Annotated in this window: 12 protein-coding genes; 3 read left to right on the forward strand and 9 right to left on the reverse strand. The window is 67.4% G+C overall.

Annotated elements, in window-relative coordinates; translation table 11 throughout:
* Positions 1-102 precede the first annotated feature (102 nt).
* Positions 103-1,362 carry a nitrate/nitrite transporter gene (locus N536_RS0116800; protein WP_029114652.1) on the forward strand — a complete coding sequence of 420 codons (1,260 nt, stop codon included), beginning with the start codon at positions 103-105 and terminating at the stop codon, positions 1,360-1,362.
* 3 nt (positions 1,363-1,365) lie between these two features.
* Here the strand turns inward: N536_RS0116800 and N536_RS0116805 are convergent, their stop codons facing one another.
* Positions 1,366-1,785, reverse strand: coding sequence for a ChaB family protein (locus tag N536_RS0116805; RefSeq protein ID WP_029114653.1), 420 nt, complete (start codon positions 1,783-1,785; stop codon positions 1,366-1,368).
* A 60-nt stretch (positions 1,786-1,845) separates the two neighbouring features.
* Positions 1,846-3,060: a low temperature requirement protein A gene (locus N536_RS38715; RefSeq protein WP_036436640.1), complete on the reverse strand. Its 1,215-nt coding sequence runs from the start codon at positions 3,058-3,060 to the stop codon at positions 1,846-1,848.
* 134 nt (positions 3,061-3,194) lie between these two features.
* On the opposite strand from N536_RS38715, the gene N536_RS0116815 reads away from it, so the two are divergent.
* Both N536_RS0116815 and N536_RS38720 read left to right on the forward strand, forming a co-directional pair.
* A complete protein-coding gene (locus N536_RS0116815; RefSeq protein ID WP_029114654.1) occupies positions 3,195-4,205 on the forward strand; it encodes an NAD-dependent epimerase/dehydratase family protein in 1,011 nt (336 codons plus the stop codon).
* A gap of 131 nt (positions 4,206-4,336) precedes the next feature.
* Positions 4,337-5,068, forward strand: coding sequence for a 2-C-methyl-D-erythritol 4-phosphate cytidylyltransferase (locus N536_RS38720; protein WP_036436642.1), 732 nt, complete (start codon positions 4,337-4,339; stop codon positions 5,066-5,068).
* On the opposite strand, the gene N536_RS0116825 is transcribed toward N536_RS38720, so the two are convergent.
* The 7 genes from N536_RS0116825 to N536_RS0116855 all read right to left on the reverse strand — a co-directional run bounded on the left by N536_RS0116825 (position 5,043) and on the right by N536_RS0116855 (position 12,927).
* A complete protein-coding gene (locus N536_RS0116825; protein ID WP_029114655.1) occupies positions 5,043-5,702 on the reverse strand; it encodes a 2-C-methyl-D-erythritol 4-phosphate cytidylyltransferase in 660 nt (219 codons plus the stop codon). The two genes, N536_RS38720 and N536_RS0116825, sit on opposite strands and share 26 nt — an antisense overlap.
* On the reverse strand, positions 5,702-6,706 hold the full coding sequence (locus tag N536_RS0116830; protein ID WP_029114656.1) for a patatin-like phospholipase family protein: 1,005 nt from the start codon (positions 6,704-6,706) through the stop codon (positions 5,702-5,704). The genes N536_RS0116825 and N536_RS0116830 overlap by 1 nt, the downstream gene beginning before the upstream one ends.
* A gap of 43 nt (positions 6,707-6,749) precedes the next feature.
* The gene (locus tag N536_RS0116835; RefSeq protein ID WP_231514556.1) at positions 6,750-7,445 is read right to left on the reverse strand and encodes a hypothetical protein; all 696 of its coding nucleotides are present in this window, start codon (positions 7,443-7,445) and stop codon (positions 6,750-6,752) included.
* Positions 7,442-8,416, reverse strand: coding sequence for a hypothetical protein (locus N536_RS0116840; protein WP_029114658.1), 975 nt, complete (start codon positions 8,414-8,416; stop codon positions 7,442-7,444). Before N536_RS0116840 ends, N536_RS0116835 begins: the two co-directional genes overlap by 4 nt.
* A 147-nt stretch (positions 8,417-8,563) precedes the next feature.
* Positions 8,564-9,976: a FadD3 family acyl-CoA ligase gene (locus N536_RS0116845; RefSeq protein ID WP_231514561.1), complete on the reverse strand. Its 1,413-nt coding sequence runs from the start codon at positions 9,974-9,976 to the stop codon at positions 8,564-8,566.
* 32 nt (positions 9,977-10,008) lie between these two features.
* Complete coding sequence (locus N536_RS0116850; protein ID WP_029114660.1) at positions 10,009-11,199, reverse strand: amidohydrolase family protein; 1,191 nt, start codon at positions 11,197-11,199, stop codon at positions 10,009-10,011.
* A 117-nt stretch (positions 11,200-11,316) separates the two neighbouring features.
* A complete protein-coding gene (locus tag N536_RS0116855) occupies positions 11,317-12,927 on the reverse strand; it encodes an AMP-binding protein (RefSeq protein WP_051574562.1) in 1,611 nt (536 codons plus the stop codon).
* Positions 12,928-12,950: the final 23 nt, after the last annotated feature.

A 12,950-nucleotide genomic window follows, 5' to 3' on the forward strand; every position in this document is an offset into this window, starting at 1 on the left:
GTTAACTGTACTGCCGATATGGCGATCTAGGCAGCACGAGTTCATCGCCGTCGTCCGATATCGATTGGCCATGAGAGGCGCCCGTGCGCAACGATTGACCGAGTGCGTGCCTGGATCATTTGGGCGACGGGGCTGCTCGCCTACATCGTCGCCGTGCTCGACCGCACCACGCTCGGTGTCTCCGGACTGAACGCCGCCGAGCGGTTCGCCGCCAGCCCGAGCGTGCTGTCCACCTTCGTCGTGCTGCAGGTGGTGGTGTACGCAGGCGCACAGGTGCCTGCCGGGGTATTGCTCGACCGCTTCGGGTCGCGGTCACTGATCGTCGTCGGTGCCGCATTGATGGCCACCGGCCAGCTCTTGCTGGCGCTGACGTCGTCACTGCCTCTGGCGATCGGCGCACGCGCCATCGTCGGACTCGGCGATGCGGTCACCTTCATCTCGGTCCTACGCCTCGTGCCGCACTGGTTTCCACCTCGCCGGGTTCCGCTGCTGACCCAACTCACGGGCATCTGCGGCCAGCTGGGCCAAGTGCTGTCTGCCGTACCGTTCCTAGCCATCCTCACCGGCACCACGTGGGCCACCGCGTACATCTCGGTGTCGGCGCTCGGCGTCCTGGCGTTGGTCCTGGTGCTCACGTTGGTCAGAGACGCGCCGCACGGCAGGGTCATCGCGACGGAGACCCTGTCGGTGCGCGCCACCCTGGCCAGCGTGAAGACGGTGTGGCTGCGTCCGGGAACCCGGCTGGGCTTCTTCACGCACATGGGCACGCAGTTCTCCGTGACCGTCTTTGCGCTGATGTGGGGCGTCCCGTATCTGACGGTGGCGCAAGGCCAATCGGCGGGCACCGCTGGCGCGCTGCTCACCATCTCCGTCGTGGCGGCGATCTCGGCAGGCATCGCCATCGGCATCTTCACCGGCCGCCATCCACATCGGCGGTCGCGCGTGGTGCTGTGGATCATCGCGAGCAACGCCCTGGTGTGGACGGTGGTGCTCGCCTTGCCTGGACGCGCGCCGCTGTGGTTGCTGATCGTCCTGATCGTGGTCATCTCGGTCGGCGGCCCGGGCTCGATGGTCGGGTTCGACTTCGCGCGGACCTTCAATCCGAGCGCCACCCTCGGCACCGCTCAAGGCATGGTCAACATGGGCGGATTTCTCGCCTCGCTGATGGTCATGCAGGCGATGGGCGTGATCCTCGGCGCCACGGGCGGATACTCGTTCGAGTCGTTCAGGCTGGCCTGGACCGTGCAGTATGCCGTCTGGATCCTGGCGGTCATCGGCATTCTGATCACCCGGAAGAAGGCCCGCAGGCTGATGAAGGCCGAGCAGGAACGCTCGCTGCTGGAGACCTTCGACGCGCGCTGAGGATCAGCGGTTCTTCGCGGAAACCCGGCGGTTGGCCTTCTCGATCGCCTCGACGAGATCGTCCTTGTTCATCGTCGACCGACCGGAGATGTCCAGTCGGCGCGCCACGTCCATGAGGTGCTTCTTCGTCGAATTGGCGTTCACGCCCTCCGCGGTGTCGCCCTTGGCATTGGGCCCACCGCTGCGCGCGCGCTGATCCGACGGACCCTTCTCGTCCTTCGCCTCCCAGTGGTCGCCCACCTTCTCGAAGCTGTGTTTGACGGCGCTGTACGCCACTCGGTGCGCGCGTTCGCCTTCGCCGTACTCCTCAGCCGCCGCGTCGTGTGCCTTCGCGAACGTCCGCTGCGCCTTCTCGGGTGATTTCTTCAGTGTGCTGGGCAGTTCGCTCTGCTTGGCCTGCCCGCCCTTACCTGTCTTCGGCATCGTCGTGCTCCTTGTCTCTTGAGCGACGCTCGTTGCCTACCCCGAAGGGGCGCCGACGAATCAGCCACCACCGGCGCGATCGGCCGCGAGCGCTTCGGCGATGTGCCGGTGTCCGAGAACTTCGAAGCCCACCACGCTGACCACCGGCGCCAGCGTGGCGACCAGCAGACAAACCGCCATGGGCACACCGGCCAGGGCCAGCAGGACGGCCGCCCCGAGAACCGCGGCCGTCAGCACGATCAGCAGCACGTGGAACAGGTCGCGGGTGCGCACCATGAGTGCGTAGAGCAGATAGATCAGCCCGACGTACACCGCGACGGGGATCACGACTGATACCACCGTGCCGATCGAGCCGAGTTCCGAGTGCTGCTCGACGTAGTAGGCGGCGGTGTGTAGCCCGGCACCGGTGGCCACGATCGCGGCGTACACCGGGATGTGCAGGTAGCCGAACCAGAACGACCGCTCGCGGTGCACGTGCAGCACGTCGGCGGACGGCACCATGAAGTACATCCACCACATGCCGAAGGTGAGTCCGGTCCCGGCTACGGCGAGCAGGATGGCGTCAGAGGTCCAGCCGTGTTCGGAAACCACCGCCGACAACGAGGCGACGGTGCCGACGACGCCCTCACCGAGCGCAATGATCGCCAATAGTCCGTAGCGTTCGGCGATGTGGTGTGCGTGCCACGGCGTACCCGCTCCGCGCCGCTCGGCCAACCACGGCCCGCTCATCTCCGCCGACACCAGCACCACCCAGAAGAACAGACCGACGGGGACCGACACGTCCACGAAGATGGTGGCGATCCAGCCGACTTGCACGATCGCGACGACCGTCGCATACATGAGGCACGCCGAACGCCGCGCGGGATCCTGGCGGGCGGCGCGTAACCACTGCCCCACCAAGGCGATTCGCATCACCACGTAGCCGGCGACCAGGATCCGGTTGTCGACGTGCCCGCCGTGATCGACCGAGGCGAAGAACACGGGCAGCCCCAACGCGAGGATCAGTACGCCAACCATCTGCATCATGGTCATCAGGCGGTAGATCCAGTCGTCGGTGTCGTAGGCCGACGCGAACCAGCTGAAGTTGATCCATGCCCAGCAGACCGCGAACGTCGAGAACAGGAACGCCGTCAGGCCGGTACCGATGTGCCCCTCGGCCAGCAGGTGGGCGAACTCGGACGCCGCGATGCCGAAGGCGATCACGAAGGTCAGGTCGAAGAGCAGTTCCAGCGGCGTCGCGACCCGGTGCTCCTCGTGCGGGTCACGGCCTGCCATGCGGCGAAGGCGGTGTGCGCGCGACGCAGTGGGCGGTGGTGCTGAGTGATGCTCGGGCTGGTTCACGGACGCTCGGTCCTTTCTCGACGGCGGTGACCGTACCTGTTCGGTGGTCGGCCCGCTACATTCACGCCATGGCAGGTCCCAGGAAGTTGGTCATCGGTGCGAGCGGCTTCCTCGGCTCCCACGTCACGCGGCAACTCGCGCAGCGCGGCGACGACGTCCGCGTGTTGGTGCGCCCGACGAGTTCCACGCTGGCGCTCGAGGGCCTCGACTTGGACTACCACTACGGGGACGTCTTCGACGACGCCGCTTTGCGCGCGGCGATGGTCGGGGTCGACGACGTCTTCTACTGCGTCGTGGACACGCGGGCGTGGCTGCGCGACCCGGCGCCGCTGTTCCGCACGAACGTCGAAGGCCTGCAGCATGTCCTGGACGCGGCGGTCGAGGCGGATCTGCGGCGTTTCGTCTTCACCAGCACCATCGGGACGATCGGCATCCGTCACGACGGCACCCCCGCCACCGAGGCCGACACCATGAACTGGGCCGCCAAGGGTGGCGGCTACATCCAGTCCCGCGTGGAGGCCGAAAACCTCGTGCTGCGCTACGCGGCCGAGCAGGGACTGCCCGCCGTCGCGATGTGCGTCGGCAACACCTACGGGCCCGGCGACTACCAGCCGACACCCCACGGCGCACTGCTCGCGGCGGCCGCTGCGGGTCGGATGCCCGTCTACATCAAGGGGACGGCCAGCGAGGTGGTCGGCATCGAGGACGCCGCGGCCGCGCTGCTGCTGGCGGCCGAGAAGGGCCGCAACGGTGAGCGATACATCATCTCCGAACGGTTCCTGTCGGCGCGCGAACTCTACGAGACCGCGGCCGCGGCGGGTGGTTCGAAACCGCCTCGCTTCGGCATACCGCTGGGACTGACCTATGCGCTGGGCTACGCCGGCGACGTCGCGGCCCGCGTGCTGCGCCGTGACATGGAGCTGTCCAGCCTCAGCGTGCGCCTGATGCACATCATGTCGCCGATGGATCACGGCAAGGCCGAACGCGAATTGGGTTGGCAGCCCGAGCCGATCCACGACGCGATCCGCCGGGCGGCGCAGTGGTATCGCGAGCATCGGCGGGCATCGAAGTTCGGCTAGCGGTCAACCCCCCGCTCGAAACTGCTGTGAGATCGCTTCTGCGCGAGTTTTTGCGATCTCACAGCAGTCTCGAGTGACGATCGGCCGCCCCGCTCCCGAGGCACGTCGCCGCGGGGCGCTAGCGTGAGCGGATGCGCGCAGTACCGGGAGCGGTTGGAGTGGTGCTGGCCGCGGGGATGGGTACGCGCGTCGGCGCCGACGGCAACAAGGCGTATCTGCCGCTGGCCGGCCGCAGCATGGTGTCCTGGTCGGTGGAGGCGGTCGCACGCACACCCGAGATCGACCGCACGGTGCTGGTGTACCGCCGCAGCGAGCACGCCATCGCCGAACGCATGCTCGGCACCGAATTGCCATGGGCCACGGTGGAACTCGTCGAAGGTGGCGAAACCAGGCACGATTCGGAACTCAACGTGCTGGAGTACCTGTCGGCGGCCATCGAATCGGGTGCCGTCGACGTGGTGCTGATCCATGACGCCGCGCGACCGTTGGCAGGGCCCGAGTTGATGCGCACTGCGCTGGCGACGGCGCGCGAGTTCGGCGGCGCAGTGCCGGCACTGCCCGCCGGTGACATGGTCCGGGCCGACGCCGATGGCCGCGTCGCCTCACTGGGTGACGTCACGTTGATGCGGGTGCAGACGCCCCAGGCGTTCCGGGCGCTGCCGCTGCTAGCCGCGTACCGGGCGGCGGGCGAGGAATGCTTCCAAGGCACCGACACGTCGTCGTGCATTCAGCGGTTCAGCGACATCGAGGTGCACGTGTTCCCTGGCACCGCAACGAATTTGAAGGTCACGTTCGCCGATGACGTGACGGTGGCGGCGCACCTTCTGCGCGAACGGGTCAGCCCGGACGGTGCGCAGCCCTGATCGCCTCGAGGAGGTCGACGTCGGCGGGCAACTCGGCCGCGAAGCCGTCGGCGTCACCGTCCACCGTGGCGATCGGCACGTCGGGCCACTCCATGTCGCCGATGATCGACTCGGCGAGGACCGAACGCTCGTAACCGCGGGGGTACTGGACCGTCCGCAGCGTGGTCCGATCGACGGTGCCGATCACGGCGCCGCGGTCGTCTACCGCCTTGACGGTGTCAGTCATGGGCAGGACCGGTACGACGACCGGGTGACCGGAGCGCAGCGCGGCGATCACCCTGTCCGTCACGTCCGCAGGCGCGAGTGGATGCCGGTGATCGTGCACCAGCACGTGCGACGCCGAAGGGCGTTCGCGCCCAACGTATTCGATGCCACTTGCCAGGCACTGACGGCGCGTACCCGGTGCGCCGGATGCGAGCACTGGGACCCCGGACAAGCCCGCGGCGTCCAGGCAGGCGCGGACGTCGGCCATCAGCGGGTCGGCGGCGACGACGATGACCGACGCCTGCGGGACGCGGTTCGGTCCGATCAGGGCACCGACGACGCGCACCAGCGCCGCCTCCCCCGCCACCTGCGCCAGCACCGCCGCGGCAGGCACGTCCGCCGGCAGCGGCACGATCGCGACGACGTCCATCAGCGGAACCTGCGCAGATATGCCGACCAGTTCCAGCTGGCGAGGAACCGTTCGGCGGCCGAGTAACCGTTGGCGTAGAGCGCCTCGACTTCGTCGTCGGTGATGTCGAAGTCGAGGAAGCCGACGTCGGTCGAATCAACCCGGATCGCGCGCGCACTCACCCACGGCTGGTTCAAGTACGCCTGATCACGCCCGACCAAAACCGTCGTGATCACGTCCTCCAACAGATGCGGCGGTCCGAGCAGACGCAACGCCCCGAGCGCGGGGATCACCTTGTCGTTGCCGTCCGGCAGATTCGGCAGCACCGTGACACCGAAACTCGGCCACCGCGGCGCCTCCCCGTCGGTGCGGTCGAGCGAGTCGAGCGGGAAGTTCGACAACAGGCCGCCGTCGACCAACGTCGAGGCACGGCCGGTGGCGCTGGTCAGCGTGACGGGGCGGAAGAAGAACGGGATGGACATCGAGGCGCGGACGGCGTCGGCGACGAGCTGCTCGTCCGGATCCAGCCCGTAGACCCGCCGATAGTCCCACGGCAACCGCACCTGCTGGCCCGTGGTGACGTCGGCGACGGTGACCACCAGGCGGTAGCGCTGCTCTTCGGGCAACGTGTCGTCGTGCAGAGCGAGATCCCCGAACGTCGTCACGCCGAGGTCGCGCAGCTGGCCGCGCACCCAGTCGTGGGCGTAGTCCCCCTTGTAGATGCCGGAACCGCGGGCCACCGCCAGCGACGGTCCCAACAGCGGCACCCGCTCCACCGGGCCAGGATCGAGGAACTTCCGGTAATCCAGCTGCAGCGCAAGCTCTTTCACCTGGGAGCCCGTCATCTCGCCGGTCTGAGCGGCGGCCGCGACGACCGCCCCGACGATCGATCCGGCCGACGTGCCCGACACCCGCTGCGGCGTATATCCGGCGTCCATCAGCGCAACCACTGCGCCCACCAGACCGACGCCCTTCACACCGCCGCCGGATAGGACGAGGTCGGCGCGCTTCAACGAAGGTGGCATGGTGCGATTCTGGACCAGTGCCCCGACGGGGCCGACGCCGGTGCTACACCGGGTCGAACGCGGAGATGAGCCAAGCGCCGTTCGTCTTGGTGAGACCGACCTTCACGCTGCTCGCGGTGAACGAGCCGTTGGGGTTTTCCTTGCTGGTGGTGTTCTGGTTGATGAACAGCAACACGACCGCAGAGTCCGGCTTCAACTCGGCGACGCCGGCCTGAGCGACGGTGGCGGACGTCTTCACGGCCTTGTCCTTGGCCGCGGGCGTCACGATGTCGTGGGTGAACTGGGTGTAGTAGTTCAGGAAGTCACCGGTCAGATGCGTCTTCGCGGACGCGAAGTCTTTGTCCAGGGAGTCCGGTGAGTACGACAGCAGAGCGATCGTCCCGTCGGTCGCCGCCTTGATCGTGGAGGCGGCGACGGCGTCGTTGGTCTGCTGGTCGGGGCGGAACTGAGCCAGATACGCCCACGTCGCAAACCCGGCCGAGCCGAGCAGCACCGCGGCGAGCACGATCGGCACCAGCCAGCGCTTGAGCCCCCGGCGATCCGCACCGGACTGCTCGTCGGAGGCGGTGTCGTCCTCGGACGTCTCGTCGGCGACCTCGTCGGCCTCGGTCGCGGAGTCGGTCTCGTCCGCCTCGGTCGCTGAGTCCGCCTCGGTCGCGGAGTCTGCCTCGTCGGCCTCTTTTGCCTCGTCGGCGATGACGGCCGTGTCGACCACGTCGTCCTTGTCGTCTGCGGTCACGGCACGAACTCGACTTTCCCCAGCTTGAGTTGCCCACCGTCGCGGGCCAGATCGACGCGCAGCCGCCACGATCTCGGCTCCTGCTCCTTGCTTGCAGCATTCGACACGTTGGTGGTGACCGCGACCAGCACGGTGGCGGTGTCCTTGGTCATGGTCTGCACGGCGGTGCTGTTGACGGTGGCCTGGGTGGTCACCTTCGACTGCTTGGCCACGCCGATGAATTCGTCGGCCTGACCTTCGAAGTCCTTCTTGAAGTCACCGGTCGTGTTCTCCAGGATGCGCTTGACGTTGTCCTCGGCGTGGTTGAAGTCCAGCGACATCAACGTCACGACGCCCTGGCGGGCTGCGGCCGCGAACTCCGCCGAGCGCTGTTGTTCGGCGGCGACCTGTTGGTGATGCCAGACCATCCATCCGCCAAGGCCGAGCAGACCGAGCGAGAGGATCACTACGAGTGCAGCGGCAACGGCCTTGACGCCGATCCGGGGCATCTTGAGTCGGCGGCGTTTGGGCTTCGCCGCGATGGCTTCGTCGATGTCTTCCGCGTCTTCGTCGGCTTCGGCATCGATGTCTTCGGCGGCTTCGTCGACGTCGGTGTCGGACTCGGCTTCCACCTCGGAATCGGAGGCCGGAGGCTCGTCGAGCTCGACGCTCGCGGTCTCCGCGGTGTCGGCGGGCGCGGCGTCGGCGATCGCCTCATCGTCGATCGCGTCATCGGCCGGCGCGTGCGCCGTCATGGCGCCGTTGGAGGCACTGCCCGTCGAGACCGCCGCAGCGGCCGCCTGCCTGCGCAGCCGGATGGCTCGCGCGCGGGCGCGTGCAGCGGCGGCCATGGCCTCCGCTTCGGCGGCCTCCGCCTCGGCCTCGTCCGCGAGCGCGAGAGCGTCGTCTGGGCTGGTCGCCTCGTCGGGGTCCTTCGGATGATCCTTGGCGTCGCCGTTGAGCACCGACGAGGTTCGCTTGCGTGGCGGCATGCGACCTCCTGTCCTTATCCGTGGAACTTGCAAACAATGAGAATGACGTTTTCAATTTTCGCTATCGCCCCGACGATACCCCATCCGCAAACGGGCCAAGTCTGGTCGATTTCCTGCGGAAATGCTGTTATCACGCTGTGCGCACGCTCAGCGCAGTCGATCCTTCACGACCTTGCCGGTGGCGTTCGTAGGCAGCTCGTCGAGGAACTGTACATACCGAGGCACCTTGAAACCCGCCATTCGCTGCCGACTCCAGTCGATCAGCGCAGCGGCGTCTGGCGCATCGGCCGCCGAGCGGAGAACCACGAACGCCTTGCCGACCTCTCCCAGGCGTTCGTCGGGCACCCCGATCACCGCCGCCTGAGCGATCGCCGGATGCTCCAACAGGAAGTCCTCGATCTCGGCCGGATAGGCGTTGAAGCCGCCGACGATGAACATGTCCTTCTTGCGCCCCACGATGCGCAGCCTGCCCGCATCGGTCAGCTCGCCGAGGTCACCGGTATGCAGCCAGCCGTCGGCGTCGATGGCCTCCGCCGTGGCCACCGGATCGTCGAGATAGCCCTGCATGACGCTGTAGCCGCGGACGAGCACCTCACCGTCCTCGGCGACGCGAACCTCCACGCCGTCGCACGGCACTCCGACCGTGGTGGCGATGTCGTCGAACGAGTCGCCCGGTCGGGACAACGTGGCGGTACCGCACTCCGTCAGGCCGTAGCCGGTGTTGACCGTCTTGAACGGCAGCTCGTCGTGCACCCGGCGAATCAGTTCGACCGGGATGTCGGAGGCGCCGGTGACGCCGGCACGCAGCGTGGCCAGCTTGTGCTTGTCCCGCACCGCCAGCAGAGAGTGATACAGCGTGGGCGGTCCCGGCAGCATCGTGACGCGTTCTGCCTCGATGAGGTCGACGACGGACTCCACGTCGAACACCGGCACGGGGAGGATCGTGGCTCCGCGGATCAACGACGCGATGCAGCCCGCCTTGTAGCCGAAGGTGTGGAAGAACGGGTTGACGATGAGGTAGCGGTCGCCTTCACGCAGATCGTTGAGGTCGCCCCACTCCTCGTACAGCCGCAGCGTCTGCAGGTGATTCATCATCACGCCCTTGGGCCGCCCGGTGGTGCCCGACGTGTAGATGATGTCGGCGATGTCCTCGCCGTCGAGCGGGGATTCGAACGGCTCGCCGCTGCCCAGGAAGTCCGACTTCACGTCGATGACGGGCACGCCGGGCGGTGCGGTGTAATCGCCACCGAGGAAACCACTTTGGACGAGGACCGCCTTGGCGCCGCTGCGGCCGATGACGTCGGCCGCCTCCTCGGGCTTGAACCGGGTGTTGACGGGCACCAGCACTCCGCCGGCGGTGACGAGTCCGAACGCGGCGATGATCCACTCGGCGGAGTTGGGCGCCCAGACCGCAACGCGGTCACCCCTGTCGATGCCCAATGCGCGGAAGGCGCCCGCCGCCCGCCGCACCCGGTCGGTGAGCTCGGTGAAGGTGAGGCGCAGCGGACCGTCGACGATCGCCTCGGCGTCGCCGAACCGGTCCGCTGCGCTCAGGACCATCTCGGGGATGGACCGCCAACGCGGTTGGTAGGTCACACCGTGACGAGGCGACTCAGGTTGCCGCCCATGATCTTTGCCTGATCCTCGAGCGAGAGATGCTCGAGTGCGGTCACGTAGTGCGTCGGCTCCCCCAGCCCTTCGGGATGCGGGTAGTCGGAGCCGTAGAGCACGCGGTCCACGCCGATCAGATTGATCAGGTCGTCGATGCCCTCTTCATAGAACGGGCTGACGTGGATGCGGTTCTTGATCTCGTCCATCGGGTTGGCCGGGAAGGCTTCTGGCGCCTTCTTCCAGACCTCTTCCATGTTGTCCAGCAGCGGGAACATCCACTTCGACCCGGCCTCGATGACGGCCACCTTCAGCGTCGGGAACCGGAACAGCGCGCCGTGAATCACCCAGGAGGCCACCGCATCTTGCACGGGACGCCACTCGTTGAGGATGTTCATCGCGTTGGTCTGGAAGGGCAGCATCTCCTGAGCGGCGCCGTCCCACTCGGACGTGTAGCGGGAGTAGCCGCTGTCGCTGGAGTGCATGGCGACCAGCACGTCGTATTCGACGCACTTCTGCCAGAACGGATCGAACTCGGGCAGCGCGAACGACCGCGGTCCGCGGAACCCGGGGACCGGAGCGGGCCGGATGAGGATGGCCCTGGCGCCGCGCTTGACGGCCCACTCGAGCTCCTCGATCGCCTTCTCGACGATGGGCAGCGTGATCACCGGGGTGGTGAAGATGCGGTTCTGGTAGTTGAAGCCCCAGACGTCGTCGAGCCACTCGTTGAGGGCGTGCACGATGACGTGGATGGCGACCGGATCGTCGCGCAGCCGCTCCTCGACCAGGCTGGCCAGGGTCGGGAACATCAGCGTGCGGTCAAGACCCAGCTCGTTCATCAGCTCCAGACGCGGCGCGGGCTCGAAGAACGCCGGGATCGCGCGCATGGGCTCGCCGAACAGTTCCCGCTTGCTCTTGCCGTCCGGGTTGCCGTACTTGAAGTACTCCTCCCACGCGCCGGGCTTCGCGACCACCGAGAACGTGGGGTTGGGGATGTAGTTGCTGATCTGGCCGCGCAGCGCAATCTTGGTGCGGCCGTTGACCTGGACGTACTGGACGATGTCCTTGTACTCCGTGGGCAGGTACTTAGTCAGCGCCTCTTCAGGCTCGTACAGGTGGTTGTCCGCGTCGAACAGCGGAAACGGGATGTCGACCCTCGTCGAAATCTGGCCCATGAAACACTCCTTTTCCTATTGAGAGAATCATATTCTCACGAACGTTAAGTGGCAATCCGTTGCCTGGGCTCACGTTGAGATGTCCTGGCGGACTCACGTTGAAATGTCCTGGCGGACTCACGTTGAAATGTCCTGGCGGACGACGAACTTCTGGACCTTCCCGCTCGCCGTCCGCGGAAAGTCATCTGCCTGGTGCAGCTCCTCGGGCCACTTCTGCCGGGCGACGCCGGTCCGTTCGAAGTGCGCGCGCACGTCGTCGAGGGTCGGCATGGCGTGCCCGGCCTTCGTCCGCAGCACCGCCGCCGCGCGCTCGCCGAGCCGCGCGTCGGGCGCGGCCACCACGACGGCCTCGGCGACCTGCGGCATGGCCAGCAGCACCTCCTCGACTTCGAGTGCGCTGATGTTCTCGCCCCCGCGGATGATGACGTCGGCCTTGCGGTCGGTGATGGTGAGGTAGCCGTCCTCGTCGAGCACGCCGATGTCACCGGTGTGATACCAGCCCTCGTCGTCGAAGTGCGCGGCCGTGAGCTCCGGGTCGGTGTAGCCGAGGCAGAGATCGGGCCCGCGGCTGAGGATCTCGCCGTCATCGTCGAGCTTGATCTCGACACCGGGCCGGCAGTTGCCGTCGGTGTAGAGCCGCTTGTCCTCCGGCGCGCCGGGGCCCGACCCGGTGATCGACGGGTGCTCGGTGCTGCCGTACGAACGGAACACGAACACGCCCATGTCGGCCAGTCGGCGCGTCACCGCGGCCGGCACGGTGGAACCGCCAAGCCCCACGGTGGTGATGAGTCTGCGGTGATCGTCGGTGCAGTCGGGATGATCGAGCAGGCTGGTGACGAAGTAGGGCGGCCCGCCGCCGATGGACAGGCCGTCGGACTTCATCAATGCCAGCACCTTGGCGGGATCCCACACGTCGACGAGGTCGATCGGCGCGCCCTCGAGAACGGGAATCAGGCACGCTCCGACCATGCCGATGAAGTGGCCGACCGGCGTCGCGGTGAGCTGCCTGCCACGACCGGGCGGGTAGTTCGCCAGCAGCTGACGGGTCTCGAAACCGAGCGTCTGGTGGCTGTGGATGACGCCCTTGGGATCGCGTGTGGTGCCGGAGGTGAACGCGATCAACGCCGGGTCGGCGGGATCGGTCGCAAGGGTTCCGGTCATCGGTTCGTCGTCGAGCAGATCGTCGAAGCGGTGGATGCGCTCCTCGTGCGTGCGCTCGTCCGATTCCACCAACGCGACGATCGGCACGTCCCCGCACAGGTCGGGCTGGAACGTCATGCGGCCGAACTGCTCGGTGGTGACGAACACGCGCGGCTTCGCGGTCGCCAGGATGTGGCCAACCTCCTTGCGTCCGTAGAAGTGCACGATCGGCACCACCACGGCGCCGAGCAAGGCCGACGCCCAGAAGGTCGCGGCGGCCTCCATCCAGTTCGGCAGTTGGAAGGCGATCACGTCGCCGGGGCCGACGCCTCGCTTGCGCAGCCCCTCGGCGAGCCGGCGGGCCACCAACTCGACGTCGCCAAACGTGCCCGACCAGGGTCGCTGCGCGGAGTGCACCCAGAACCCCGTATCGGGGCTGGCCTCGAGACCCCGGGCCAACAGTCCACCGAGGGTTTCGGGCGTCCACCACCCCTCGGCCTCGTACCGTTTGGTCAGCTCGATCGGAATGCGACGGGCGCGGGCGTAGCGACTTGGGGCACGAACGGGGTGTTGCGTGGGCTGTTGCATGGACGGGGTACGCACCTCCGCGG

This window comes from Mycobacterium sp. URHB0044 (assembly GCF_000620625.1).
Lineage (GTDB): Bacteria > Actinomycetota > Actinomycetes > Mycobacteriales > Mycobacteriaceae > Mycobacterium.

Excerpts from the sequence above, each read along its gene's own strand:
- N536_RS0116805 (WP_029114653.1), bottom strand. The coding sequence starts at position 1,785 with ATGCCGAAGACAGGTAAGGGCGGGCAGGCCAAGCAGAGCGAACTGCCC.
- N536_RS38715 (WP_036436640.1), bottom strand. The coding sequence starts at position 3,060 with ATGGCAGGCCGTGACCCGCACGAGGAGCACCGGGTCGCGACGCCGCTG.
- N536_RS0116815 (WP_029114654.1), top strand. The coding sequence starts at position 3,195 with ATGGCAGGTCCCAGGAAGTTGGTCATCGGTGCGAGCGGCTTCCTCGGC.
- N536_RS38720 (WP_036436642.1), top strand. The coding sequence starts at position 4,337 with ATGCGCGCAGTACCGGGAGCGGTTGGAGTGGTGCTGGCCGCGGGGATG.
- N536_RS0116825 (WP_029114655.1), bottom strand. The coding sequence starts at position 5,702 with ATGGACGTCGTCGCGATCGTGCCGCTGCCGGCGGACGTGCCTGCCGCG.
- N536_RS0116830 (WP_029114656.1), bottom strand. The coding sequence starts at position 6,706 with ATGCCACCTTCGTTGAAGCGCGCCGACCTCGTCCTATCCGGCGGCGGT.
- N536_RS0116840 (WP_029114658.1), bottom strand. The coding sequence starts at position 8,416 with ATGCCGCCACGCAAGCGAACCTCGTCGGTGCTCAACGGCGACGCCAAG.
- N536_RS0116845 (WP_231514561.1), bottom strand. The coding sequence starts at position 9,976 with ATGGTCCTGAGCGCAGCGGACCGGTTCGGCGACGCCGAGGCGATCGTC.
- N536_RS0116850 (WP_029114660.1), bottom strand. The coding sequence starts at position 11,199 with ATGGGCCAGATTTCGACGAGGGTCGACATCCCGTTTCCGCTGTTCGAC.
- N536_RS0116855 (WP_051574562.1), bottom strand. The coding sequence starts at position 12,927 with ATGCAACAGCCCACGCAACACCCCGTTCGTGCCCCAAGTCGCTACGCC.